The following is a 23,590-nucleotide window of genomic DNA, read 5'->3' as shown; positions in this document are numbered from 1 at the left end:
TGGGGCTGGCGAGGTGCTGCCGCTCCAGTCTCTCAGCCCTTGTCGAGGTACTGCTCGCGCTCCTGGTCGAGCAGGGCGTCCAGGGCGATCCGCAGCTCCGGCAGCCGCTCCAGGTCGGGGTCGGCGGCCACGACCGCCACCGCCTCCTCACGGGCGGCCGCGATGACCTCCTCGTCCTCGATGACGGCGAGCATCCGCAGGGAGGAGCGGACCCCGGACTGGGCCTGGCCCAGGACGTCGCCCTCTCTGCGCTGTTCGAGGTCGATACGGGAGAGCTCGAAGCCGTCCAGTGTCGCGGCGACGGCGCTCAGCCTGGCCCGGGCAGGGCTGGCCTCGTGCGCCTCGCTGACCAGCAGGCAGAGCCCGGGCGCCGATCCCCGGCCCACCCGGCCGCGCAGCTGGTGCAGCTGCGAGACCCCGAACCGGTCCGCGTCCATGATCACCATCGCGGTGGCGTTCGGGACGTTCACCCCGACCTCGATCACGGTGGTCGCCACGAGCACGTCCACGTCACCGGCGGCGAAGCGCCGCATCACGTCGTCCTTGTCGTCGGGCTGCATCCGGCCGTGCAGGATCTCGACCCGCAGCCCGTTCAACGGCCCCTTGGCGAGCTGCTCGGCGATCTCGACCACGGCGAGCGGCGGCCGCTTCGACCCCTCCTCAGAAAATGCAGTCTCCTCTGCCGCCTTCGCCTTCTTCTTGGGCTCGTCGTCGCCGTCGCCGATGCGCGGGCACACCACGTACGCCTGGTGCCCGTTCTCCACCTCTTCGCGGACGCGCTCCCAGGCGCGCGCCAGGAAGTGGGGCTTGTCCTTGGCCGGTACGACATGGGTGGCGATCGGCGAGCGGCCCGCCGGGAGCTGGTCGAGGACCGAGGTCTCCAGGTCCCCGAAGACCGTCATCGCGACCGTACGGGGAATGGGCGTCGCGGTCATGACCAGCAGATGCGGCGGCTGCTTGCCCTTGCCGCGCAGGGCGTCGCGCTGCTCCACACCGAAGCGGTGCTGCTCGTCCACGACGACGAGGCCCAGGTCGTGGAACTGCACCTTGTCCTCGATGAGCGCATGCGTACCGATGACGAGCCCGGCCTCGCCGGTGACCAGGTCGAGCAGCGCCTGGCGGCGGGCGGGCATCCCCATCGAACCGGTGAGCAGGACGACCTTGGTGCCCGCGTCCGAGCCGCCGAGCATGCCGCCCTCGGCGAGCTCGCCCATCATCTCGGTGATGGAACGGTGGTGCTGCTGGGCGAGGACCTCGGTGGGCGCGAGCATGGCGGCCTGGCCGCCCGCGTCCACGACGGTGAGCATCGCGCGCAGCGCGACCATGGTCTTGCCGGAGCCGACTTCTCCCTGGAGCAGCCGGTGCATCGGATGCTCGGTGGCGAGGTCGTCGAAGATCTCCTTGGTGACCTTCTGCTGGCCTTCGGTGAGCGTGAAGGGGAGTTTGGCGTCGAAGGCGTCGAGGAGGCCGTCGGAGGTGGGCTTCCTTGCCACGGCGGGGAGTTGGGCGTCGGCGTACCGGCGGCGGGCGAGCGCGACCTGCAGGACGAACGCCTCGTCCCACTTGAGGCGGTCGCGGGCCGTCGCGATGTCGGCCTTCGTCTGCGGGCGGTGGATCTTCAGCAGCGCCTCGGGGAGCGTGATCAGGCCGCGGCCCTCGCGCAGGGCGGGGGTGAGCGGGTCGACGGCCTCCTGGGCGCTGGGGAGGACCATGTCGACCGCTTTGGAGATCTTCCAGGACTCCAGCTGTTTGCAGGCCGGATAGAGCGGGATCAGCTGGTTCGCCCAGGCGGCGACGGAACCGGCATCGGTGTCGGCGTCGAGCAACTCGTAGGCAGGATGGGCGAGCTGAAAGGTCTGGCGGAACTTGGACACCTTGCCCGCGAACATCGCGCGGCGGCCGGGGAGCAGTTCCTTGTGGGGCTTGTGGAGGCCGTTGCCGAAGAAGACGAGCTGGAGGCGCCCGCTGCCGTCGGTGATGTTCACCTCCAGCCGCTTGCCGCTGCCGCCGCCGAAGCTCAGGACGCGGGCGTCCGCGACCTGGGCGAAGACGGTGACGTGCTCGTCCAGGGGGAGCTCGGCGAGGGGGGTGAGCTCGCCGCGTTCTGCGTAACGGCGGGGGTAGTGGTGGAGCAGGTCGCCGACCGTGTGCAGGTCGAGGTGCTCGGCCATCACCTTGGCGGTGGGGGCGCCGAGTGTCTTCTTGAGGGGTTCGTCTAGCGCGGGCACGCGATCTATTGCACACCATGGGTCTGACAGCGGGTGGATTTCCCCCACCCCGCCCCTTCCCGAATCCGGGGGCCGCGCCCGCGGGCCCGCCTATTCGACGCCGATCAGCAGCGGTGCTGCCTGGCGGCCGCCCTCGTAGACCACCGTGTCCACCGCCAGGTGGCGCTCTCGTACGTACGCCTCCAGACGCGGTGCCACCGTTTCCGGTACGCCCTCCCCCACCACCAGCGTGACCAGTTCCCCGCCCGCCGCCAGCATCCTCTGCAGCACCGTCTCCGCCGTCGAGGCGACATCCGCGCCGATCACCGCCACATCGCCGTCGATCAGGCCGAGGACGTCGCCCGCCTGGCAGATGCCCGCCGAAGTCCACGACTGCCGCTCCGCGACCGCCAGTTCGGCATAGCGCGTCGTGCGCGCCGCCGCCGTCATCGCCACCACGTCCTCGTCGAAGCGGCGCTCCGGCTCGTGCACGGCGAGGGCCGCGAGGCCCTGGACGGCGGCCCGGGTCGGGATGAGGGCGACCCGTACGCCCTCCGTGCGCATCTGCTCGGCGGCTGCCGCGGCCGTGTGCCGCAGGTCGGCGTCGTTGGGGAGGAGGATCACCTCGCGGGCGTGCGCCCTGCGGATCGCGTCGACCAGCTCCCCGCTGGCGGGCGGCTCCCCGGGGCGGCCGAGCACCGTCGTCGCGCCGGCCCCCGCGCACAGGTCCGCCAGGCCCTCTCCGGGGACGACCGCCACCACCGCGCGCTGGATCTGCTCGCGCGCCTCGACGGCCGCGGCGGCGAAGTGCGTGATGCGGATCCGGTACGGACGGCCCGCCTCGACCCCGGCCTCGACCGCGGCCCCGGCATCGTCCACATGGACGTGTACGTTCCACAGCCCGTCGCCGCCGACCACGACCAGGGAGTCGCCGAGCGCGTCCAGCCGCGTACGGAGCCGGGCCACCGCCTCGTCGGCCGCCTCCAGGAGGTAGATCACCTCGAAGGCCGGACCGGCGTCGTCCGGGTCCACCGCGCAGTCCGCGGCCGCCGCGAGCGTCCCGTGTCCGCGCTCCTGCGCCGCCGGCATCTCCCCCGACAGCGCTCCGAGCAGCGCGGCCAGCACGTCCACCAGGCCCCGCCCGCCCGCGTCCACCACTCCCGCGCGCCCCAGGACGGCCAGTTGCCCCGGGGTCTCCCGCAGCGCCGTACGGGCGCCCTCGTACGCCGCCCGCGCCACCTCCGGGCAGCCGCCGCCCGGTGCCTGCGCCTCCGCCGCGTCGGCGGCCGCGGTCGCCACGGTCAGCATCGTGCCTTCGACGGGGTGCGCGACGGCCTGGTACGCCGAGGAGGCCGCCCGTCGCAGCGCCCGCCGCAGCAGAGCCGCGTGATCCTGCTCACCCTCCGGACCGGCGTCCGGCTCGGCCAGCACTTCGGACATCCCCCGCAGCAGCTGCGCCAGGATCGTCCCGGAGTTGCCGCGGGCCCCGATCAGCGCCCCGTGGGCCATCGCGCGGATCACGTCCGCCCTGTCGGGGGTCTCGGTGCCGTACCCGGTGAAGACCGCCTCCACAGCCTGGGAAGCGGACTCCAGCGTCATGTAGAGGTTGGTTCCGGTGTCCCCGTCGGCGATCGGATAGACGTTGATCGCGTCGATCTCCTCGCGGTCACTGCCCAGCGCGTCCAGTGCGAGCGAGCACCAGGTGCGTACCGCGACGGCATCGAGATCGTCGGGGATCTGCGGCACCTGGCGTCCTCCTTGGAGTCCTTGAGCAGCGGGGTTGCACCGCAGGGTAGACCCCGTGCAGGACAAGGGGCCGGGGCAGGGGGCGTCCCCGACATGGTAGTTTCGTATCTCCGAAGCGGCCGTTGTATGCTGCTTCGGTTGCCCGGCGAGAGTCGGGCCAATCCCCCCGGCAAGCCACTTCAGTCTTCTGATTCCGGTGCGCCGGAATTCATCGTAATTCTGAAGTCTTTGGAGTGACCCGTGGCTGCCAACTGCGACGTCTGTGGCAAGGGCCCCGGCTTCGGCAACAGCATTTCCCACTCGCACCGCCGTACGTCCCGTCGCTGGAATCCCAACATCCAGCGCGTGCGTGCAGTGGTCGGTCGGACGCCGAAGCGGCTCAACGTCTGCACCTCGTGCATCAAGGCCGGCAAGGTCTCGCGCTAACGCGACGTTCCGTCGTAGCGCAGCCCCTTGCGGTTGCCTTGAAAAGCCGGTCCACCTCGGTGGACCGGCTTTTTCGTGCGCTCATACGCCCCTGAACCGCCAGCCGTGGTCCACCGGGCCAATTCCCTCGCCGAGCGGGAAGCCCGCCGCGATCGCGCCGGTGACGTAGGTCTTCGCGGCCTGTGCCGCCTCGGGCACGGACAGTCCGAGCGCCAGGTACGAGGCGATGGCCGAGGCCAGCGTGCAGCCCGTCCCGTGTGTATGGCGGTTGTCGAGCCTCGGCGCCCGCAGCCAGTGCTCCTCGCTGCCGTCCGTCAGCAGGTCCACCGCTTCTCCGGCCAGGTGCCCGCCCTTGATGAGCGCCCACCGCGGCCCCAGCTCAAGGACGGCTCCGGCCGCCCGCACCAGATCCGCCTCGGACTCCACGCGCACCCCGGTCAGCTGGGCCACCTCGTCCAGGTTCGGGGTGGCCACGGTCGCCGTCGGCAGCAGTTTCTTGCGTACGGAATCGAGCGCCGATGCGGCGAGCAGCGGATCCCCGTGCTTGGAGACCCCGACGGGATCCACCACGATGGGGGCGTCCGTCGCGGCCAGCAGCTCGGCGACGGTCTCGACCAGCTCCGCCGACGCCAGCATCCCGGTCTTCACCGCGTGGACGCCGATGTCGTCGACGACCGCCCGGTACTGGGCGCGTACCGCATCGGCCGGCAGCTCCCACGCTCCCTGCACGCCCAGCGAGTTCTGTGCGGTGACCGCGGTCAGCACGCTCATCCCGTGGACGCCGAGCGCGAGCATCGTCTTGAGGTCGGCCTGGATGCCCGCGCCGCCGCCGGAGTCGGATCCGGCGACCGTCAGTACGAGAGGGGGGTGGTTCATGACGCGTCTCCTCCGAAGTGGTCCCAGCCGCCCTTGCTCGTCCAGGGGGCGCCGTCGACCGTCACCTGGGGCAGCGCGGAGGGGTTGAGGACCTCGCCGATGACCTTCCAGCGGGCAGGCAGCTTCACGTCCGGCGGGAAGGTCGCCACGATGGCGTGGTCCTCTCCTCCGGTGAGCACCCACTGCAGCGGGTCGACGCCGACCGCCTGGCCGATGTCGTTCATCTGCGAGGGGATGTCGATGAGGCCGGCCCGCAGGTCGATACGGACCTTGCTGGCGTCCGCGATGTGGCCGAGGTCGGCGACCAGGCCGTCGCTCACGTCGGTCATCGCAGTGGCACCGAGCCCGGCCGCCGCGGGGCCCGCGTGGTACGGCGGTTCGGGCCTGCGGTGTGCCTCGACGAAGGCGCGCGGCGAGCGGAACCCCCGTGACAGGACGGCGAATCCGGCCGCCGACCAGCCCAACCACCCGGTGACGGCGACGACATCGCCCGGCTGCGCGCCGGAGCGGGTCACCGGCTCGTGGTTGCGCAGATCGCCAAGTGCCGTGATGGAGACGGTGATCGTCTCCCCGCGCACCACGTCGCCGCCGACCACGGCCGCACCCGCGACCTGGCACTCGTCGCGGATCCCGTCCATCAGCTCGACGGGCCAGGCGGCGGGCAGTTCGGCGGGTACGACGAGGCCGAGCAGGATGGCCGTCGGCACCGCGCCCATGGCCGCGATGTCGGCGAGGTTCTGCGCGGCCGCCTTGCGCCCGACGTCGTACGCCGTCGACCAGTCACGACGGAAATGCCGCCCCTCCAGCAGGATGTCCGTGCTCGCCACGACCCTCCGGTCCGGTGCCGCCACGACCGCGGCGTCGTCGCCGGGTCCCAGCTTGACCGCCGGAGTGGTGGTGAGCCGGGAGGTGAGCTCTCTGATCAGCCCGAACTCCCCGAGCTCCCCCACGGTGCCCTTCATCTACGTACTCCTTCTGCCCCAGTGCGCTTGCGGTCGCGAGCGGTGCCTGCTGTCGGTACCGTCGAGGAGAAGACGTCAACCGTGACGTCAACTCTGTTCTGCGTACGCCCCGATGTGTGCGACAACCGGGCGCGCGGGTCTCCCCGTGGCCCGGAACGACGCGATACCTTGGCGTCCCTTTCCCTCTCCCCACAAGATCCTCGTGGCCGCCCTGGAGGTTCCGTGGTACAGGCGTACATCCTCATCCAGACCGAAGTGGGCAAGGCGTCGACCGTCGCCGATCTCATCGGGAAGATCCCCGGTGTCATACAGGCCGAGGACGTGACAGGACCGTACGACGTGATCGTGCGCGCCCAGGCCGACACCGTCGACGAACTCGGTCGCATGGTGGTCGCCAGAGTCCAGCAGGTGGACGGCATCACCCGCACCCTGACCTGCCCGGTGGTGCACCTGTAGCCCCGTCTACGCTGGGCCGGTGACTTCATCGCGCCGCCGGCTCCTCTCTCTTCCCGCCATAGCGCTGCTGCTTGCCGCGGCGGGCTGCTCGTCGGCGGGCGACTCCGCACAGGTTGCCGTCCCCCGGCCGGCCGCCGACGAGGCCGCGTACTGCAAGGCCCTCGCCAAGGTGCTGCCGAAGACCGTCGCGGGACTGAAGCGGAGCGATGTCGAGCCGAAGTCCGAACTGACCGCCGGCTGGGGGAACAACGCCGCGATCGTACTGCGCTGCGGTGTCCCCCGGCCCGAGAAGATGGACGACCCGAACGCGCTGGGCGTCGAGGCTGACGGCGTGAAGTGGATGCTGGAGCAGCTGAACAGCGGGCCGCGGTTCACCACGACCTATCGCAAGGTCTACATCGAGGTCGCACTGGAGAAGAAGTACGACCACGACGTGACTCCTCTGTCGGACTTCGCGGCGGCGGTCAGCAAGACCGTCCCGCTCACCGTCGACGCGTGAGGCTGCGCGTCAGCGCAGTCCTGTCGAGCGGTTCAGTGCCGCCTGGATGAGCCGGTCCACCAGTTCCTGGTAGCCGACCCCGCTCTCCTGCCACATCCGCGGGTACATCGAGATCGGGGTGAAGCCCGGCATCGTGTTGATCTCGTTGATGACGAACTCGCCGTCCTCGGTGAGGAAGAAGTCCGCGCGGACCAGGCCCTCGCAGGAGACCGCGTCGAAGGCCTCGACCGCGAGCCGCTGGACTTCCGCCGTCTGCTCGGGGGGCAGCGGGGCGGGCACGAGCCCGGTGGCCGAGTCGATGTACTTCGCCTCGAAGTCGTAGAAGTCGTGCGCGGTGACCGGCGGGATCTCGGCGGGCACGCTGGCGCGCGGTCCGTCCTCGAACTCCAGCACCCCGCACTCGATCTCGCGGCCGCGCAGCAGCGACTCGACGAGGATCTTGGGGTCGTGGCGCTGGGCTTCCTCGACCGCGTCGTCGAGGCCTTCGAGGGAGTCGACCTTGGTGATGCCCATGGAGGAGCCGCCGCGGGCGGGCTTGATGAAGAGCGGCCAGCCGTGCTCGCCGGCGAAGTCCACGATCTTCTTGCGTGCGGCGGCGGGGTCGAGCTTCCACTCGCGGGGCCGGATCACTTCGTACGGACCGACCTTCAGCCCGTACGAGATGAAGACCCGCTTCATGTACTCCTTGTCCTGGCCGACGGCCGAGGCGAGAACGCCCGCGCCGACGTACGGGATCCCGGAGAGCTCAAGGAGCCCCTGGAGGGTGCCGTCCTCGCCGTACGGGCCGTGCAGCATCGGGAAGACGACGTCGACCTCGCCCAGCGCCTTGGGGACCGAACCCTGCTCGCTGTAGACCACTTCGCGGTTGGCCGGGTCCACAGGGAGCACCACGGAACCCTCCGTGGACTCCGCGATCTCCGCGATGGTCGGCATCCTGCGGTCGGTGACGGCCATCCGCTCCGGCTCATCGGCGGTGAGCGCCCAGCGGCCGTCCGTCGTGATGCCGATGGGCAGCACGTCGTACTTGGTCCGGTCGATGGCGCGCAGGATCGCGCCCGCTGTGACGATCGATACGCCGTGTTCGGAGCTGCGTCCGCCGAAGACGACCGCCACACGCGGCTTGCGACGCTGCTGCTCAGGGCTCTGGGGGAGGTTCTCGCTGCTCATATCGGGTCGAGGGTACCGTGCGCACTCCGGGCCGGGCAGCCCCGGCACCGCGGCTGGTGACGGGTCGGCGGTCGAAGGCCGCCGCATGGTCTCGAAGCCCGCGCAGCGGTGCGAGAGGCACGTCAAAAAAGGGAAGTTCAGGCACAGGAGATCGGAGCCCCTGCCTCAGCGGCGCTCCGCCTTGGCGCTGCGGCCCATCAGCTCCTTGAGCGCGACGAGCGGCGGCTTGCCGTTGTGGACGATGTCGACCACGGTGTCGGCGATCGGCATCTCGACGCCGTGCCGCCGGGCCAGATCGGCCACCGACTCACAGGACTTGACGCCCTCGGCGGTCTGCTTGGTGACCGCGATGGTCTCCTGGAGCGTCATCCCACGGCCGAGGTTGAGGCCGAAGGTGTGGTTGCGCGAGAGCGGCGAGGAGCAGGTGGCGACGAGGTCGCCGAGGCCTGCGAGGCCGGAGAAGGTCAGCGGGTCCGCGCCCATCGCGAGGCCCAGGCGCGTGGTCTCGGCCAGTCCGCGGGTGATCAGCGAACCCTTGGCGTTGTCGCCCAGACCCATGCCGTCCGCGATGCCGACGGCGAGGCCGATCACGTTCTTCACGGCGCCGCCGAGCTCGCAGCCGATGACGTCGGTGATCGTGTACGGGCGGAAGTACGGGGTGTGGCAGGCGGCCTGGAGCCGCTGGGCCACCGCTTCGTCGGTGCAGGCGACCACGGCCGCGGCCGGCATCCGGCTGGCGATCTCCTTGGCCAGATTGGGCCCGGAGACGACGGCGACGCGCTCGGAGGGGACCTTGGCGACCTCCTCGATCACCTCGCTCATGCGCTTGGCGGTGCCGAGTTCGATGCCCTTCATCAGCGAGACGAGGACGGTGTCGGCGGGCAGCAGTCCGGCCCAGGAGGCGAGGTTGCCGCGCAGCGTCTGCGAGGGCACGGCGAGGACCGTGAACTCGGCGCCTTCCGCGGCCTCGGCGGGATCCGTGGTGGCGCGCAGGGCTGCGGGCAGTTCGAGCCCGGGGAAGTAGTCGGGGTTGGTGCGGGTGGTGTTGATGGCGTCGACGAGTTCGCGGCGGCGGCCCACGAGGGTCACGTCGCAGCCGGCGTCGGCGAGCACCGTGCCGAAGGCCGTACCCCACGATCCGGTTCCGAATACGGCTACTCGGGTCACTTGGAGCCCTCCCCCGCGGCCTTGCGCCGCTCCTCTGCGCGGACCTTGCGGTGGTCGTACGGCTCTGCGGGCGCCTTCTCGCCGCGCAACTCCTCCAGCAGGACGGTGATCGCGGCCATGATGGCCTCCGTCGTCTCCTTGAGGACCTCGGGCGTCGGCTCCTTGTCGTAGAAGCGCGCGAGGTCGACCGGCGGACCGGCCTTCACCTCAAGGGTCTTGCGCGGGAAGAAGCGGACCTTGTTCTCCTTGGCGTACGGCGGCATCGCCAAGTTGGCACCCCACTGGGCCACCGGGATGACGGGGGCGCGGGTGAGCAGCGCGGCGCGCGCGACGCCGGACTTGGCGGTCATCGGCCACTGGTCGGGGTCCCGGGTGAGGGTGCCTTCGGGGTAGAAGGCGACGCATTCCCCGCCCTCGATGGCCTCCACGGCGGCGCGGAAGGCGCCGGACGCGCTGGAGGAATCGCGGTAGACGGGAATCTGCCGGGTGCCGCGGAGCAGGGTGCCGACGACGGGTGCCTTGAAGAGGCCGGCCTTGGCGAGGAATCGGGGAACCCGGCCGCTGTTGTACTGGAAGTGGCCGTAGGAGAACATGTCGAGATACGAGTTGTGATTGACGGCCGTGATAAATCCGCCGTCGGCCGGAATGTTCTCCATTCCGGTCCAGTCCCGCTTGAACAGAACAATCAGCGGCGGTTTGGAGATGGCCGCCGCCAGGCGGTACCAGAAGCCGATTCTGCGGCGGGACACTCGGACACCTTCCTGTAGGACCAGGCCTTGGCCATGACCTCTGCCTGACCACTGTCTGACCTCTGCCTGGCTACCGACCGTCAAGTCTCGCCCCAGGCCCCTGCTCTGTCGAGAACACCGTACGCCCGGGCCGCCCGGCCGGGCAGCGGGGGCTCGGGCGACAATGGGGCCGATGCCGAACTCGGATCGGACCGCGGCCTGGTCCCTGGTCGTACCCCTGAAGCCCTTGGCGCTGGCGAAAAGCAGGCTCGCGGCGGCAGCGGGCGATGCCCTGCGCCCGGGGCTCGCGCTGGCCTTCGCGCAGGACACCGTGGCCGCCGCGCTCGCGTGTTCGGCCGTGACCGATGTGGCGGTCGTCACGGACGATCCGCTGGCCGCCGCGGAACTCGCCGCACTGGGTGCCCGAATAGTGCCGGATGCCCTTTCAGCGGGTCTCAACGCCGCTCTGGCGCACGGAGCACGCTCCGTAAGGGATCTGAACCCCTCGGCCGCCGTCGCGGCCCTGAACGCCGATCTGCCGGCGCTGCGGCCCAGGGAATTGCAACGCGTGCTCGATATGGCGGCCACATTTCCGCGCGCTTTTCTGGCCGATGCGGCAGGAATCGGTACGACATTGCTGACGGCGGCCCCCGGTACGGAATTGAACCCTGCTTTCGGCGGCCCGTCCCGGCGGCGGCATTCGGCGACGGGCGCCGCGGAAATCCTGCTGGACGGGGTGGATTCGGTGCGCCGGGACGTGGACACCGGCGACGACCTGCGGGCGGCGGCGGCCCTGGGGCTCGGCCCGTACACGGCTCTGCGCTACGCCCCCCTCGCGGGTAAGTAAGCTGCGCTGCATGCAGGCGACCGCGTACACGTACGACTCAGAGACCCGCAGCGGCAGCGTGCTGCTCGACGACGGCACCCCGGTGGACTTCGGCGCCCCGGCCTTCGACGCGGGCGGCCTGCGGCTGCTGAGGCCCGGTCAGCGGGTGCGGATCGAGACCGAAGGGGACGGCGGGGCCCGCCGGATCACTCTGGTCACGCTGCAGACCTTCTGACACTCCCCCTGAACGCGCCGCGGGCCGGGCTCCCCCAGAGGGGAGCCCGGCCCGGTGCGTGACCGGCCTGCGCCGCTTACTTCTTGCGAGCGGTGGCCTTCTTGGCGGTGGTCTTGCGCGCCGTGGCCTTCTTCGCCGGAGCCTTCTTCGCCACAGCCTTCTTGGCGGGAGCGGTCTTCTTGGCGGTGGCCTTCTTCGCAGTGGCCTTCTTCGCCGGAGCAGCCTTCTTGGCCGTCGTCTTCTTGGCTGCAGCAGCCTTCTTGACGGCGGTCGCCTTCTTGGCCGGGGTGGCCTTCTTGGCGGCTACTGCCTTCTTCGCCGGCGTGGCCTTCTTCGCGACCGTCTTCTTCGCGGCGACCTTCTTGGCCGCAGCCTTCTTCACGGTCGTACGAGCGGAAGAACCGCCCGAGAGGCTGCCCTTGGGGGCCTTCTTGACGGCCACGTCGTTCTTCGGGAGCTTCTTCGAGCCGCTGACCAGGTCCTTGAAGCCCTGACCCGCGCGGAAGCGGGGCACCGAGGTCTTCTTGACCCGGACGCGCTCACCCGTCTGCGGGTTGCGGGCGTAGCGGGCCGGACGGTCGACCTTCTCGAACGAGCCGAAGCCCGTCACGGAGACACGGTCGCCGTTGACCACCGCACGGACGATCGCGTCGAGTACCGCGTCGACAGCGTCTGCGGCCTGCTGGCGGCCACCGACCTTGTCGGCAATCGCTTCTACGAGCTGCGCCTTGTTCACGTCTTCCCCTTCGGAGACATTGCCAGAACGAAAGTGTTCCGGCTTTTTCGCACGTTAGGCAGATATATACCGCAAATCAAACACGAAACGGTCTAATCACCCTTGTGCCGCAACGTTCTGAGCTGTCACGGAGTTCCTTCAAGGGAGTTGCCATCGGGGAATCGACCCTCGTCGAGGTCCTTCATCAACCGATCCAGGCGCGTTGCTGCATCGGTGAGATCGTGCTTCGCCGCGGCCGTGACGACCAGCAGCTTCCGGGACAGCGCCATCCGTACGCCCTCCGGGACTTGCAGTTCGCGCACCCTGATGTGCGCTTCCTTCAATTGGTCGGCGACTTGTGCGTAGAGCTTGAGTTGGTTGTCGCCTTCCATGCACCGATTGTGCCATCTGGGGCGAGTTGTCGCGCAACGGGGACTCAACAAGCCACTGCGCCCCCTACCTGACGGCAGGGGGCGCAGTACTGGAAAAGCGCTGCTCAGACCTCAATTGTACGGGGCTTGTGGGCGGGTCGTGACGCCTCATAAGCCGCGATGTCCGCTTCGTTCTGAAGGGTGAGGCTGATGTCGTCCAGGCCGTTCAGCAGCCGCCAGCGGGCGTTCTCGTCGAGTTCGAAGTCAGCGGTGACGCCTTCCGCGAGGACCTGGCGCGTCTCCAAGTCCACGGTGATCTCGGCCGTCGGGTCGGCCTCGGTGAGGTCCCAGAGCGCGTCCACGACCTTCTGGTCGAGAACTACCGTCAGGAGACCGTTCTTCAGCGAGTTTCCGCGGAAGATGTCCGCGAACCGCGCGGAGATGACGGTCTGGAAGCCGTAGTTCTGCAGAGCCCAAACCGCGTGCTCACGGGAGGATCCGGTGCCGAAGTCGGGACCGGCCACCAGGACCGTGGCGCCCTTGCGCTCGGGCTTGTTCAGTACGAACTCGGAGTCCTTGCGCCAGGCCTCGAAGAGCCCGTCCTCGAAGCCGTCGCGGGTGACCTTCTTCAGCCAGTGGGCCGGGATGATCTGGTCGGTGTCGACGTTGGAGCGGCGCAGCGGGACGGCGCGTCCGGTGTGCTTGGTGAAAGCTTCCATGGTTCTCAGGCCTCCACGAGGGTCGGAGCGTCGGACAGATCGGCCGGAGAGGCCAGATGGCCCAGCACCGCGGTGGCGGCGGCGACCTGCGGGGACACCAGGTGCGTGCGGCCGCCCTTGCCCTGCCTGCCCTCGAAGTTGCGGTTGGAGGTGGACGCGGAGCGCTCACCGGGCGCGAGTTGGTCGGGGTTCATGCCCAGACACATCGAGCAGCCCGCGTGCCGCCATTCGGCGCCCGCGGCGGTGAAGACCTTGTCCAGGCCCTCCGCGACGGCTTCCAGGGCGACACGGACGGATCCCGGGACGACCAGCATGCGTACGCCGTCGGCGACTTTGCGGCCCTTGAGCAGATCTGCGGCGTTGCGCAGGTCCTCGATCCGGCCGTTGGTGCACGAACCTACGAAGACGGTGTCGACCTTGATGTCGCGCAGCGGCTGTCCGGCCGTCAACCCCATGTATTCCAGGGCCTTTTCGGCGGCCAGGCGCTCCGAAGCGTCTTCGTACGAAGCCGGATCGGGGACGTTGGCCGAAAGCGGCGCGCCCTGGCCCGGGTTGGTGCCCCAGGTGACGAACGGGGCCAGTTCGGCCGCCTTGATGAAGACCTCGGCGTCGAAGACCGCGTCCTCGTCCGTCTTCAGGGTCTTCCAGTACGCGACCGCCTCGTCCCACTCCGCGCCCTTGGGTGCGTGGTCGCGGCCCTCGAGGTAGTCGAAGGTGGTCTGGTCGGGGGCGATCATGCCCGCCCGCGCGCCTGCCTCGATCGACATGTTGCAGATGGTCATGCGGGCTTCCATCGAGAGCTTCTCGATGGCGGAGCCGCGGTACTCCAGGATGTAACCCTGGCCGCCGCCGGTGCCGATCTTCGTGATGACGGCGAGGATCAGGTCCTTGGCCGTGACGTCCTCGGGCAGTTCGCCGTCGACGGTGATCGCCATGGTCTTGGGGCGGGCCAGCGGCAGCGTCTGGGTGGCCAGCACATGCTCGACCTGCGAGGTGCCGATGCCGAACGCCAGCGCGCCGAAGGCGCCGTGGGTGGAGGTGTGCGAGTCGCCGCAGACCACGGTGGTACCGGGCTGGGTCAGGCCCAGCTGCGGTCCCACGACGTGGACGACGCCCTGCTCGACATCGCCCAGCGAGTGCAGCCGTACGCCGAACTCCGCGGCGTTCTTGCGCAGCGTCTCCAGCTGGATCCGCGACACCGGGTCGGCGATCGGCTTGTCGATGTCGAGGGTCGGGGTGTTGTGGTCCTCGGTCGCGATGGTGAGGTCGAGGCGCCGGACCTGACGGCCGTTCTGCCGCAGACCGTCGAAGGCCTGCGGGCTGGTCACCTCGTGCAGCAGGTGCAGATCGATGAAGAGAAGGTCGGGCTCGCCCTCCGCGCGCCTGACGACATGGTCGTCCCAGACCTTCTCCGCGAGTGTCCTACCCATCGCTTTCCCTCCGGCCGGCGTCTTCGCCGGCCCAACTAGAGATCGGTGCGCTCCGTCCGTTCCCCCGAACCGGGCGGTGGCGTCAGGCCGTTGTGCGGCCGCCCTCACAGGGTGACAAGTTCCCCAGGAAATTGAACTTGCGTTTCACAGAGTGAGACGCGAATATCGTTGCATGGACAACTCTAGCGGCGTCGGCGTTCTCGACAAGGCGGCTCTCGTCTTGAGCGCCCTGGAGTCCGGTCCGGCCACCCTCGCGGGGTTGGTCGCGGCCACCGGACTCGCACGACCCACGGCACACCGGCTCGCCGTGGCACTGGAACACCACCGGATGGTGGCGCGGGACATGCAGGGCCGCTTCATTCTCGGCCCCCGGCTCTCGGAGCTCTCGGCCGCGGCCGGCGAGGACCGGCTGCTGGCCACGGCAGGCCCCGTACTGACACATCTGCGCGATGTGACCGGCGAGAGCGCGCAGCTCTATCGCCGCCAGGGCGACATGCGGATCTGCGTGGCCGCCGCCGAGCGGCTGTCGGGTCTGCGGGACACCGTCCCTGTGGGCTCCACGCTGACGATGAAGGCCGGCTCGTCGGCCCAGATCCTGATGGCCTGGGAAGAGCCCGAGCGGCTGCACAGGGGCCTGCAGGGGGCCCGCTTCACGGCGACGGCGCTCTCGGGCGTACGCCGCCGGGGCTGGGCCCAGTCGATCGGCGAGCGCGAGCCCGGCGTCGCCTCCGTCTCCGCGCCCGTGCGCGGCCCCTCCAACCGCGTGGTCGCCGCCGTCTCGGTCTCCGGACCGATCGAGCGCCTGACCCGCCACCCGGGCCGTATGCACGCCCAGGCGGTCATCGACGCGGCGGGCCGCCTCTCCGAGGCGCTGCGCCGCACCGGCTGAACACACCTTTGTCCACGTCCAGTTACGGCCCATCCGCTTCAACGCCGCAGCGGTTGGGCCGTAGTTGTGTCCGGACCTGCCGGGCACAACGAAGAAGCCCTCCCCCGACTACCTCTGGGGAAGGGCTTGTTCTGTGCGTACCCCCGACCGGATTCGAACCGGCGCTACTGCCGTGAGAGGGCAGCGTGCTAGGCCGCTACACAACGGGGGCTTGCTTTGTACTGCTTGTCCTGCGCTGGGCTACCAGGACTCGAACCTAGAACAACGGAACCAGAAACCGTCGTGTTGCCAATTACACCATAGCCCAAAATGGTCTATACCAGACCAGTACCCCCGACCGGATTCGAACCGGCGCTACTGCCGTGAGAGGGCAGCGTGCTAGGCCGCTACACAACGGGGGCCCTAGCGATCCTGCGTCTCGAGTCCATCGGGTGCGACCCAGATGATCTCGCGGGAAGGATCTGTACCCCCGACCGGATTCGAACCGGCGCTACTGCCGTGAGAGGGCAGCGTGCTAGGCCGCTACACAACGGGGGCTTGTCATGCTCTGTACTGCTTGTTTCGCGCTGGGCTACCAGGACTCGAACCTAGAATAACGGAACCAGAAACCGTCGTGTTGCCAATTACACCATAGCCCACCAAAACTCAACCCCCTGATGGGGGTCTGTTTGGCTTGCGCTGTCCGCTCCGGCCTTTCGGCCCGCTCGGGCGGCGCAGGAAGAACATTACCCGAAGGTGGACGGCGCTCCAAAACGGGTATTGCCCCGCAGCAGGTCAGGAAGCTGGTCGAGTCCGGTGATCCGGATCAGCTCGGGCCGTCCGCCCACGTCCGGACGGTCGAGCCAGACCGCTGCGAGCCCTGCCGCGGCCGCTCCCGTGGCGTCGATGTCCGGGTGGTCGCCGACGTACAGAACCTCGTGCGGCTCCAGGGAGAGGGCCTCACAGGCGGCGTGGAAAGCCCCGGGCTCGGGCTTGGAGACGCCCAGTTCGGCGGCGCACAGGATGCTGCTGAAGCGGTCGTGGACGCCGAGGATGCGCAGCTTCCGGTCCTGGTTGTGGATCGAGGAGTTGGAGAGCACCGCGTGGTCGTACGCGGGCGAGAGCGCGTCCAGGACCGGGACCACGTCCGGGAAGAGCGACCAGGCGGCCTCGTAGTGGGCGACGTACCGCAGGAACCAGGCCTCGGCGTCGGCATCGCTCAGCCGCTCCTCCAGGAACTCGCGCACGCGCTCGATGCGCTGCTCCTCGAAGGTGGCCTCGCGGTTGGCGAAGCGCAGCCACTGCCGGTCGGTGATCTCACGCCAGAGGCCGAGGGCCTGCTCCGCCGTTCCGTAACGGTGGAGCAGGCCCTCGGCCTCGAGGTGGACGCGCATTCCGGCGCGGTCGGCGCTGGTGTAATCGAAGATCGTGTCGTCTACGTCCCAGAGGACCGCTCGGATCGCCATGGGGTCAGGCTAGGCGGCGAGCTTCTGCAGTGCGGTGTCGATGCGCGACAGGGTCTTCTCCTTGCCCAGGATCTCCAGGGACTCGAAGAGCGGGAGGCCGACCGTGCGGCCGGTGACGGCCACGCGGACCGGGGCCTGGGCCTTGCCGAGCTTCAGGCCGTGCTCCTCGCCGGCCTTCAGTACGGCCTCCTTGAGGGAGTCCGGGCTGGTCCAGTCCGCGGCTTCCAGGTGGGCGCGGGCCGTGGTGAGGAGTGCGACCGGGTCGCCCTTCATCGCCTTGGTCCAGGACGCCTCGTCCTCGACCGGCTGGTCCAGGAAGAGGAAGTCGACGTTCTGCGTGATGTCCGAGAGGACCTGCAGACGGGTCTGGGCGTGCGGGGCGATCGCCTCCCACGCCGCCTGGTCGAAGGCCTCGGGCGCCCAGTTCGCGTGCGGCGCCTGGAGCCAGGGGCTGCAGGCCTCCGTGAAGGCCTTCACGTCCAGCATGCGGATGTGGTCGGCGTTGATCGCCTCGGCCTTCTTCAGGTCGAAGCGGGCCGGGTTGGCGTTGACGTCCGCGATGTCGAACTTCTCCACCAGCTGCTCGACGGTGAAGATGTCCTGGTCCTTGGAGAAGGACCAGCCCAGCAGGGAGAGGTAGTTGAGCAGGCCCTCGGGGAGGAAGCCGCGCTCGCGGTAGAGGTTGAGGGAGGCCTCGGGGTCGCGCTTGGAGAGCTTCTTGTTGCCCTCGCCCATGACGTACGGGAGGTGCCCGAAGGCCGGGATCTGCTGGGCGATGCCGAGCTCGATCAGGGCCTTGTAGAGCGCCACCTGGCGAGGGGTGGAGGAGAGCAGGTCCTCGCCGCGCAGGACGTGGGTGATCTCCATCAGGGCGTCGTCAACCGGGTTGACGAGCGTGTAGAGCGGGGCGCCGTTGGCGCGGACGATGCCGTAGTCCGGGACGTTGTCCGGGGTGAAGGTCAGTTCGCCGCGGACCAGGTCCGTGAAGGTGATCGTCTCGTCGGGCATACGGAAGCGGACGATCGAGGTGCGGCCCTCGGCCTTGTACGCCTCGATCTGCTCGGCGCTCAGGTCGCGGCAGTGGCCGTCGTAGCCCGAGGGCTTTCCGGCCTTGCGGGCGGCGTCGCGGCGCTCGTCCAGCTCGGGGGCGGTGCAGTAGCAGTGGTACGCATACCCGCCGGCGAGGAGCTTCTCGGCGACATCCTTGTAGATGTCCATGCGCTGCGACTGGCGGTAGGGCGCGTGCGGGCCGCCGACCTCGTCGGGCCCTTCGTCCCAGTTGAGGCCGAGCCAGCGCAGCGAGTCGAGCAGCTGGTCGTACGACTCCTCGGAGTCGCGGGCCGCATCGGTGTCCTCGATGCGGAAAACCAGGGCGCCTTCGTTGTGCCGGGCGAACGCCCAGTTGAACAGGGCGGTGCGGACCAGACCCACGTGCGGGTTGCCGGTCGGCGAGGGACAGAAACGTACGCGGACGTTCGTCGCGTTAGCCACGCTTGATCACCTTGTTGGTGAGAGTGCCGATGCCTTCGATGGTGACGGCGACCTCGTCGCCGACGTTCAGGGGTCCGACTCCGGCCGGGGTGCCCGTGAGGATGACGTCGCCCGGGAGCAGTGTCATGGCCTCGGAGATGTTGACGATCAGGTCCTCGATGGAGTGGATCATCTCGCTGGTACGGCCCAGCTGACGCTGTTCGCCGTTGACCGTCGCCTGGATCGTGAGGTCCGAGGGGTCGAGGTCCGTCTCCACCCAGGGGCCGAGCGGGCAGGAGGTGTCGAAGCCCTTGGCCCGGGCCCACTGCTTCTCGCGCTTCTGCACGTCGCGGGCGGTGACGTCGTTGGCGCAGGTGTAGCCGAAGATGACGTCCTTGACGCGCTCTCGGGGGACCTCGCGGCACATACGGCCGATGACCACGGCCAGTTCGGCCTCGTGGTGCAGTTCGGAGGAGAAGGAGGGGTAGGCGATCTCGTCGCCGGAGCCGATCACCGAGGTGGTGGGCTTCAGGAACGCGAACGGCACGTCCGGGACCTCGTTGCCGAGCTCCGCCGCGTGCTGCGCGTAGTTGCGGCCGAAGGCCACGACCTTGTTGGGGAGCACGGGCGGCAGGAGGCGGACCTTGTTCAGGGGCACCTTCGTACCGGAGAGCTCGAAGTCCGCGTACGGGATGCCCTTGATGATGTCGAGGACGAGACCGTCTGGGGTCTCGCCCTCGACCGCGCCGAAGGCGACATTGCCGTCGATGGAGAACCTGGCGATGCGCACGAGTGCTGTCGCCCCTCACTTCACTGTTGTTGCCTGTTACCGGTGCTGGTCACCGGCCGGAGTCTGATGGCTCCAGGCTAACGCGCGGAGGGGAGGGGCGGCCGCGCGTTAAGCGGCCGCCGTGACCGGGGCCACCATCAGGATGGTGCGGCGGGGATTGGCCGTCTGGGTGGGCAGCTCGAGCGCGTGCTCCGGCTGGTCGGGACGGTGGAGACCGTCCGCGTCCTCCAGGTGCATCAGGGTCGTGCGCCGGGGGTTGGCGGTGGAGCGGAGGATCATCGTCGTCTTCATCTGCTGCTCAGGCCTTGTCGGTACGGGCACCCCGCCGGGGTGCCGGTTGTCGGATTCGCCATCCCTGTAAAGCGTCAGGCTAAACATCGCATTCCCCGCCAAAGCCCGGTTCAGGTAACGATCTCTATGTGAGTTTGCTCACTGGAGGACCGGCATTTCAGACATAACGACCAGTCAGCTCCCGTACGCGAAACGGACATTGTGTGCGTGAAGGAGTCATTCCGCTCCTGATCGCCGCGACTGGGACACCCCCTGCCCGTAAGCGACTCGTAAGCAAAAGTCCGATTCCTCCGAGAACACTTTCTACGACTTGTGACACGACGATTACACCGTGTCACGCAGGTCACAGGCCGGTACGCGGCCCTTGTTGGAGATCCGCCACTGTGCTGGAATTCCACGCACCGCCGCGCCCTCTCCGGAGACACGGAACAGTTCAGGCCACCGGTGCGGTGCAGGGGGAAGACAGCAGGTCACTCAAGACCACCATGGGGCGCGCCGCGCCCCACGACTCGACACCGTTCCGCCGTCTACGCGGGGGGACGCCTGGTCCAGAGGTTGCGACGCTAGTGCAGGGACGTTTCAAGAGGGATGGCAGCGCTGCGGCGGAGCAGGAGCCGCAGGGCGGGACCGACCGCGGGTCCTCGCCCCAGCACGCCCAGATGCCCCAGGGCGGCGAGGCGAAAGCTTCGGCTCCGGCCCCGGCTGTTGCTTCGGTGACGCCGAGAGGCCCGGTCAACACCGGCTCACGCGTAGCCCTGCGCAACTGGCGCATCAGTACCCGCCTGGTCGCGCTGCTGACCCTGCCTGTGGTCGCCGCGACCACCCTGGGCGGGATGCGGATCAACGAGTCGCTGAACAACATGCAGCAGCTCGATCACATGCAGCTGCTGACCGAGATGACCGCGCAGGCGACCAAGCTGGCCTCCGCGCTCCAGGAGGAGCGGGACAAGTCCGCGGGTCCGCTCAGCCACGGTGACTCGGCTGCCGGCAACCTGACGATGGTCCAGCAGCCGCGCAAGGTGACCGACCTTGCCGTGAAGTCGTTCATGAACGGCACCAATGACTTCGGGGACACGGAACGCGACGACACGATCGCGTCGATCCGCAGCAGTGCGCTCGCGATTGCCAAGCAGGTCAACCTCCTGGCGGACATCCGGAAGGATGCGTACCAGAACGGCACGACGACCCTGCAGACGGTCAACCAGTACAGCCAGTTGATCAACTCGCTGCTGAGCCTCTCGCAGGACATGGCCCAGGCGACCGCCAACCCGGACATGATCAAGCGCACCCGCGCCCTGGCGGCCTTCTCCTCCGCCAAGGAGTACGCCTCGATCCAGCGTGCCGTCATCGCGACCGCCCTGCCGAAAACCAAGGGCGGTCCTGTCAAGCTCGAGGACAGCGACCGGCTGTACGCCAACTCCGCGCGTCTGAGCGAGACAAACGCGACCACGGCGTTCAGTAAGGTCTACGGCACCATCGGCAATGCCGAGGAACTGCTGACGACCCTCAACTCCGGCAACACCGAGATCACCGCCGCCGAGACCTTCGCGGACCGGGTTCTGGGCACCAAGACCGGCCTCGCCGAGCAGGCCGGACGCTACAGCTCGTACCTCGACTGGTACGACGCGGACACCAACAGGATCCGCGCCATGGACACCATCGAGGCGACGCTGCTCGGTGAGATGGACCAGAAGGCCCGTGAGCTGCGTACCGAATCCGAGCGCGAAGCGATCATCAGCGGTGCGCTGATCCTGCTCGTCCTCGGCGTCTCGCTCGCCGGAGCCTTCGTCGTCGCCCGGTCCATGATCCGCTCGCTGCGCCGGCTCCAGGACACCGCAACCAAGGTCGCCCAGGACCGTCTGCCCGAGCTCGTCAAGCAGCTCTCCGAGTCCGACCCGCAGGACGTCGACACCTCGGTCGAGTCCGTCGGTGTCCACTCCCGCGACGAGATCGGCAAGGTGGCCGCGGCCTTCGACGACGTGCACCGCGAGGCGGTACGACTCGCCGCCGAGCAGGCCCTGCTGCGAGGCAACGTCAACGCGATGTTCACCAACCTCTCGCGCCGCTCGCAGGGCCTCATCCAGCGTCAGCTCTCGCTCATCTCCGAGCTGGAGTCCCGCGAGGCGGACCCGGACCAGCTCTCCTCGCTCTTCAAGCTCGACCACCTCGCGACGCGTATGCGCCGTAACGGTGAGAACCTTCTCGTCCTCGCAGGTGAGGAGCCGGGACGCCGGTGGACGCGGCCCGTGCCGCTCGTCGACGTGCTCCGTGCCGCCGCCTCCGAGGTGGAGCAGTACGAGCGCATCGAACTGGCCGCCGTGCCCGCGACCGAGGTCGCCGGACGCGTGGTCAACGACCTCGTGCACCTGCTCGCGGAGCTGCTGGAGAACGCCACCTCGTTCTCCTCCCCGCAGACCAAGGTCCGCGTCACCGGTCACGCGCTGCCCGACGGGCGTGTGCTGGTCGAGATCCACGACACCGGTATCGGTCTGTCGCCCGAGGACCTCGCGGCGATCAACGAGCGGCTCGCGGCACCGCCCACCGTGGATGTCTCGGTCTCGCGCCGCATGGGTCTGTTCGTGGTCGGCCGCCTGTCCCTGCGACACGGCATCCGTATCCAGCTGCGGCCCTCCGACTCCGGTGGTACGACCGCGCTGGTCATGCTTCCCGTCGATGTCGCCCAGGGCGGCAAGAAGCCCGTTCCCGGCAAGCCGGGCGCGCCTTCCATACCCTCCGGCCCGAACGGCGTCGCCGGTCAGCAGCAGCCCCCGGCCGGCAACGGCGGGCGGCTCGGTGCGGGTGCGCCGCGTGGACAGGTCACCGGGGCGGGGCCGCGTGCCGCGCTCCCCTCGCGTGGTGAAGGCCAGCAGCCGGGCGGTCAGCAGGACATGCCGGCCGCGGCGGTCAACGCCTTCGGCGCCGGTGCCCCGATGCCCCGCCGTGGCGGTCAGGGCCAGCAGAACCCCCAGCAGCCTCCGCAGCGTGGCCAACAGCCGCAGCGCTCCCCGCAGTTGCCGCCTCCCGGCGGCCCGCGTGCCGAGCTGCCCGGTGGCAACCCGCAGTCCCAGGCACCTCAGCGGCCGCAGGCTCCGCAGCGTCCGCAGACCACCAGCTGGGGCAGCGAGCAGCCGCCGGCGCCCCGCCCGGTGCAGCAGCCGCAGGCGCAGGACATGCCGCGCGGTCACGAGGAAGCCGATTCCGGTCAGTTCGCCAGGCCGCCGATGGGCAACAACCGTCCGGCCAACGGCCGTCAGGGTCCCGGCTCCACCGCCGAGTTCGCCCGCCCCGACTTCGACGCGCCCCCGCCGCAGCCTCAGCCGCAGCAGGACGGCAACTGGTCCAACGGGCAGTACGAGCGCTCCGACGTACGCGGTCCTGTGCGCCCGCAGCCGCCCCAGCGCCAGCAGCCCCAGGCGCCGCAGCTGCCCCAGCAGCCGCAGGCCCCCCAGTACCAGCAGCAGCAGTACCAGGACCCGGCATCCACCTCGGCCTTCCAGCGGCCGGACTTCGACGCGCCGCGTCCCCAGGCTCCCCAGGAGCCCCAGCACCAGCCCCAGCCCCAGCCCCAGGAATTCAGGGGAGCCAGGGCTCCCGGCGCCCCCGTACAGCGCGGCCGCGACAACGCCGACTTCGGCGCACCGCGTCCGCCCGCCCCCGGCGCCCTGCCGGCCCAGCCCCAGCACGAGGCGCTGCCGCCGGCCACCCAGCCCGGTGACGGCCGTACGCCGCTGTACGACACCCTTGAGACGAACTGGTTCCGTTCCCAGCCCCAGAGCGGCCAGGCAGCACCGGAGCCGCAGGCTCCGTCCGTACCGCAGCAGACCGCTCCGGTCACTCCCCCGATGCCCCGGCGCGATGCGGCCCCGGCCGGCGCTCCGGTCAACCAGGGCCATGGGGCCGCCACGTGGCGCCCCTCGCCCAACGACGAGCTCGTACGGCAGGCCGAGCGGGCGAAGAAGCCCGCGGCCGGTGGTGTCACCACCTCCGGTCTGCCCCGCCGCGTCCCGCGGGCCAATCTGGTCGCGGGCACCGCACAGCAGCAGGCCAACCAGGCCGGTCCGCAGGTCTCGCGTGCGCCTGATGACGTACGCGGCCGGCTGACCAATCTCCGGCGCGGCATCCAGCAGGGTCGCAACGCCGGGAACGGCCCCTCTCACCAGCAGGAGCGATAGTTG

At 69.5% G+C, this 23,590-nt stretch carries 22 protein-coding genes and 5 tRNA genes; 7 read left to right on the top strand and 20 right to left on the bottom strand.

The features are described 5' to 3' along the window. Positions 1 to 32: 32 nt before the first annotated feature. Both recG and AB0H78_RS21975 read right to left on the bottom strand, forming a co-directional pair. Positions 33 to 2,228: an ATP-dependent DNA helicase RecG gene (gene recG, locus AB0H78_RS21980; RefSeq protein WP_363236195.1), complete on the bottom strand. Its 2,196-nt coding sequence runs from the start codon at positions 2,226 to 2,228 to the stop codon at positions 33 to 35. Between the two features lie 90 nt (positions 2,229 to 2,318). Beyond that, positions 2,319 to 3,953 carry a DAK2 domain-containing protein gene (locus AB0H78_RS21975; RefSeq protein WP_363236194.1) on the bottom strand — a complete coding sequence of 545 codons (1,635 nt, stop codon included), beginning with the start codon at positions 3,951 to 3,953 and terminating at the stop codon, positions 2,319 to 2,321. Positions 3,954 to 4,193: 240 nt separating this feature from the next. On the opposite strand from AB0H78_RS21975, the gene rpmB reads away from it, so the two are divergent. Continuing rightward, on the top strand, positions 4,194 to 4,379 hold the full coding sequence (rpmB, locus tag AB0H78_RS21970; protein ID WP_078877327.1) for a 50S ribosomal protein L28: 186 nt from the start codon (positions 4,194 to 4,196) through the stop codon (positions 4,377 to 4,379). A gap of 81 nt (positions 4,380 to 4,460) precedes the next feature. Here rpmB and thiD read toward each other — a convergent pair whose 3' ends face one another. Then, positions 4,461 to 5,255 (bottom strand): bifunctional hydroxymethylpyrimidine kinase/phosphomethylpyrimidine kinase, encoded by a 795-nt coding sequence (gene thiD / locus AB0H78_RS21965; protein WP_363236193.1) that lies wholly within the window; start codon positions 5,253 to 5,255, stop codon positions 4,461 to 4,463. Further along, positions 5,252 to 6,217: a thiamine-phosphate kinase gene (locus AB0H78_RS21960; RefSeq protein ID WP_363236192.1), complete on the bottom strand. Its 966-nt coding sequence runs from the start codon at positions 6,215 to 6,217 to the stop codon at positions 5,252 to 5,254. The genes thiD and AB0H78_RS21960 overlap by 4 nt, the downstream gene beginning before the upstream one ends. A 222-nt stretch (positions 6,218 to 6,439) precedes the next feature. Between AB0H78_RS21960 and AB0H78_RS21955 the strand changes: the two genes are divergently transcribed. Both AB0H78_RS21955 and AB0H78_RS21950 read left to right on the top strand, forming a co-directional pair. Beyond that, positions 6,440 to 6,673: an Lrp/AsnC ligand binding domain-containing protein gene (locus tag AB0H78_RS21955; RefSeq protein WP_030216582.1), complete on the top strand. Its 234-nt coding sequence runs from the start codon at positions 6,440 to 6,442 to the stop codon at positions 6,671 to 6,673. Between the two features lie 19 nt (positions 6,674 to 6,692). Then, positions 6,693 to 7,172 (top strand): DUF3515 domain-containing protein, encoded by a 480-nt coding sequence (locus AB0H78_RS21950; protein ID WP_363236191.1) that lies wholly within the window; start codon positions 6,693 to 6,695, stop codon positions 7,170 to 7,172. Between the two features lie 9 nt (positions 7,173 to 7,181). On the opposite strand, the gene AB0H78_RS21945 is transcribed toward AB0H78_RS21950, so the two are convergent. From AB0H78_RS21945 to AB0H78_RS21935, 3 genes are all read right to left on the bottom strand, one after another. Beyond that, positions 7,182 to 8,339: a D-alanine--D-alanine ligase family protein gene (locus tag AB0H78_RS21945; protein WP_363236190.1), complete on the bottom strand. Its 1,158-nt coding sequence runs from the start codon at positions 8,337 to 8,339 to the stop codon at positions 7,182 to 7,184. Positions 8,340 to 8,504: 165 nt separating this feature from the next. Continuing rightward, positions 8,505 to 9,506, bottom strand: a complete 1,002-nt coding sequence (locus AB0H78_RS21940) for an NAD(P)H-dependent glycerol-3-phosphate dehydrogenase (protein WP_363236189.1) — start codon at positions 9,504 to 9,506, stop codon at positions 8,505 to 8,507. Then, complete coding sequence (locus AB0H78_RS21935) at positions 9,503 to 10,255, bottom strand: lysophospholipid acyltransferase family protein (protein WP_363236188.1); 753 nt, start codon at positions 10,253 to 10,255, stop codon at positions 9,503 to 9,505. The genes AB0H78_RS21940 and AB0H78_RS21935 overlap by 4 nt, the downstream gene beginning before the upstream one ends. A gap of 172 nt (positions 10,256 to 10,427) precedes the next feature. On the opposite strand from AB0H78_RS21935, the gene cofC reads away from it, so the two are divergent. Continuing rightward, positions 10,428 to 11,081: a 2-phospho-L-lactate guanylyltransferase gene (cofC, locus tag AB0H78_RS21930; protein WP_363236187.1), complete on the top strand. Its 654-nt coding sequence runs from the start codon at positions 10,428 to 10,430 to the stop codon at positions 11,079 to 11,081. 10 nt (positions 11,082 to 11,091) lie between these two features. Then, positions 11,092 to 11,295, top strand: a complete 204-nt coding sequence (locus tag AB0H78_RS21925; RefSeq protein ID WP_363236186.1) for a hypothetical protein — start codon at positions 11,092 to 11,094, stop codon at positions 11,293 to 11,295. A gap of 76 nt (positions 11,296 to 11,371) precedes the next feature. On the opposite strand, the gene AB0H78_RS21920 is transcribed toward AB0H78_RS21925, so the two are convergent. The 4 genes from AB0H78_RS21920 to leuC all read right to left on the bottom strand — a co-directional run bounded on the left by AB0H78_RS21920 (position 11,372) and on the right by leuC (position 14,530). Continuing rightward, positions 11,372 to 12,031, bottom strand: a complete 660-nt coding sequence (locus tag AB0H78_RS21920; protein ID WP_363236185.1) for an HU family DNA-binding protein — start codon at positions 12,029 to 12,031, stop codon at positions 11,372 to 11,374. A 125-nt stretch (positions 12,032 to 12,156) separates the two neighbouring features. Continuing rightward, the gene (locus AB0H78_RS21915) at positions 12,157 to 12,402 is read right to left on the bottom strand and encodes a hypothetical protein (RefSeq protein ID WP_363236184.1); all 246 of its coding nucleotides are present in this window, start codon (positions 12,400 to 12,402) and stop codon (positions 12,157 to 12,159) included. Positions 12,403 to 12,506: 104 nt separating this feature from the next. Continuing rightward, positions 12,507 to 13,100 carry a 3-isopropylmalate dehydratase small subunit gene (leuD, locus tag AB0H78_RS21910; RefSeq protein ID WP_363236183.1) on the bottom strand — a complete coding sequence of 198 codons (594 nt, stop codon included), beginning with the start codon at positions 13,098 to 13,100 and terminating at the stop codon, positions 12,507 to 12,509. Between the two features lie 5 nt (positions 13,101 to 13,105). Further along, the gene (gene leuC, locus AB0H78_RS21905) at positions 13,106 to 14,530 is read right to left on the bottom strand and encodes a 3-isopropylmalate dehydratase large subunit (protein ID WP_363236182.1); all 1,425 of its coding nucleotides are present in this window, start codon (positions 14,528 to 14,530) and stop codon (positions 13,106 to 13,108) included. A 172-nt stretch (positions 14,531 to 14,702) separates the two neighbouring features. Here leuC and ndgR point away from each other — a divergent pair, with 172 nt between their 5' ends. After that, positions 14,703 to 15,419 carry an IclR family transcriptional regulator NdgR gene (gene ndgR / locus AB0H78_RS21900; protein ID WP_338700923.1) on the top strand — a complete coding sequence of 239 codons (717 nt, stop codon included), beginning with the start codon at positions 14,703 to 14,705 and terminating at the stop codon, positions 15,417 to 15,419. A gap of 138 nt (positions 15,420 to 15,557) precedes the next feature. Here ndgR and AB0H78_RS21895 read toward each other — a convergent pair. The 9 genes from AB0H78_RS21895 to AB0H78_RS21855 all read right to left on the bottom strand — a co-directional run bounded on the left by AB0H78_RS21895 (position 15,558) and on the right by AB0H78_RS21855 (position 19,415). Beyond that, positions 15,558 to 15,630: transfer RNA gene (locus tag AB0H78_RS21895), tRNA-Glu, on the bottom strand. 24 nt (positions 15,631 to 15,654) lie between these two features. Then, positions 15,655 to 15,726 (bottom strand) — tRNA-Gln (locus tag AB0H78_RS21890). A gap of 21 nt (positions 15,727 to 15,747) precedes the next feature. Further along, positions 15,748 to 15,820, bottom strand: a tRNA-Glu gene (locus AB0H78_RS21885). 63 nt (positions 15,821 to 15,883) lie between these two features. Continuing rightward, positions 15,884 to 15,956 (bottom strand) — tRNA-Glu (locus tag AB0H78_RS21880). 29 nt (positions 15,957 to 15,985) lie between these two features. Then, positions 15,986 to 16,057, bottom strand: a tRNA-Gln gene (locus AB0H78_RS21875). Positions 16,058 to 16,144: 87 nt separating this feature from the next. Next, the gene (locus AB0H78_RS21870) at positions 16,145 to 16,864 is read right to left on the bottom strand and encodes an HAD family hydrolase (protein ID WP_363236181.1); all 720 of its coding nucleotides are present in this window, start codon (positions 16,862 to 16,864) and stop codon (positions 16,145 to 16,147) included. Between the two features lie 9 nt (positions 16,865 to 16,873). Continuing rightward, a complete protein-coding gene (gene gltX / locus AB0H78_RS21865) occupies positions 16,874 to 18,355 on the bottom strand; it encodes a glutamate--tRNA ligase (protein ID WP_363236180.1) in 1,482 nt (493 codons plus the stop codon). Continuing rightward, positions 18,348 to 19,124: a fumarylacetoacetate hydrolase family protein gene (locus AB0H78_RS21860; RefSeq protein WP_363236179.1), complete on the bottom strand. Its 777-nt coding sequence runs from the start codon at positions 19,122 to 19,124 to the stop codon at positions 18,348 to 18,350. The genes gltX and AB0H78_RS21860 overlap by 8 nt, the downstream gene beginning before the upstream one ends. Before the next feature lie 108 nt (positions 19,125 to 19,232). Further along, the gene (locus AB0H78_RS21855) at positions 19,233 to 19,415 is read right to left on the bottom strand and encodes a hypothetical protein (RefSeq protein WP_363236178.1); all 183 of its coding nucleotides are present in this window, start codon (positions 19,413 to 19,415) and stop codon (positions 19,233 to 19,235) included. 566 nt (positions 19,416 to 19,981) lie between these two features. On the opposite strand from AB0H78_RS21855, the gene AB0H78_RS21850 reads away from it, so the two are divergent. Further along, a complete protein-coding gene (locus AB0H78_RS21850; RefSeq protein WP_363236177.1) occupies positions 19,982 to 23,587 on the top strand; it encodes a nitrate- and nitrite sensing domain-containing protein in 3,606 nt (1,201 codons plus the stop codon). Positions 23,588 to 23,590: the final 3 nt, after the last annotated feature.

Origin of the sequence: Streptomyces sp. NPDC050738, assembly GCF_040654175.1 — a bacterium.
Taxonomy (GTDB): Bacteria; Actinomycetota; Actinomycetes; order Streptomycetales; family Streptomycetaceae; genus Streptomyces.
This window is presented reverse-complemented; position numbering and strand designations above follow the sequence as displayed.

Excerpts from the sequence above, each read along its gene's own strand:
- AB0H78_RS21960 (WP_363236192.1), bottom strand. The coding sequence starts at position 6,217 with ATGAAGGGCACCGTGGGGGAGCTCGGGGAGTTCGGGCTGATCAGAGAG.
- leuD (WP_363236183.1), bottom strand. The coding sequence starts at position 13,100 with ATGGAAGCTTTCACCAAGCACACCGGACGCGCCGTCCCGCTGCGCCGC.
- AB0H78_RS21915 (WP_363236184.1), bottom strand. The coding sequence starts at position 12,402 with ATGGAAGGCGACAACCAACTCAAGCTCTACGCACAAGTCGCCGACCAA.
- thiD (WP_363236193.1), bottom strand. The coding sequence starts at position 5,255 with ATGAACCACCCCCCTCTCGTACTGACGGTCGCCGGATCCGACTCCGGC.
- leuC (WP_363236182.1), bottom strand. The coding sequence starts at position 14,530 with ATGGGTAGGACACTCGCGGAGAAGGTCTGGGACGACCATGTCGTCAGG.
- cofC (WP_363236187.1), top strand. The coding sequence starts at position 10,428 with ATGCCGAACTCGGATCGGACCGCGGCCTGGTCCCTGGTCGTACCCCTG.
- ndgR (WP_338700923.1), top strand. The coding sequence starts at position 14,703 with ATGGACAACTCTAGCGGCGTCGGCGTTCTCGACAAGGCGGCTCTCGTC.
- AB0H78_RS21870 (WP_363236181.1), bottom strand. The coding sequence starts at position 16,864 with ATGGCGATCCGAGCGGTCCTCTGGGACGTAGACGACACGATCTTCGAT.
- AB0H78_RS21945 (WP_363236190.1), bottom strand. The coding sequence starts at position 8,339 with ATGAGCAGCGAGAACCTCCCCCAGAGCCCTGAGCAGCAGCGTCGCAAG.
- AB0H78_RS21855 (WP_363236178.1), bottom strand. The coding sequence starts at position 19,415 with ATGAAGACGACGATGATCCTCCGCTCCACCGCCAACCCCCGGCGCACG.
- AB0H78_RS21925 (WP_363236186.1), top strand. The coding sequence starts at position 11,092 with ATGCAGGCGACCGCGTACACGTACGACTCAGAGACCCGCAGCGGCAGC.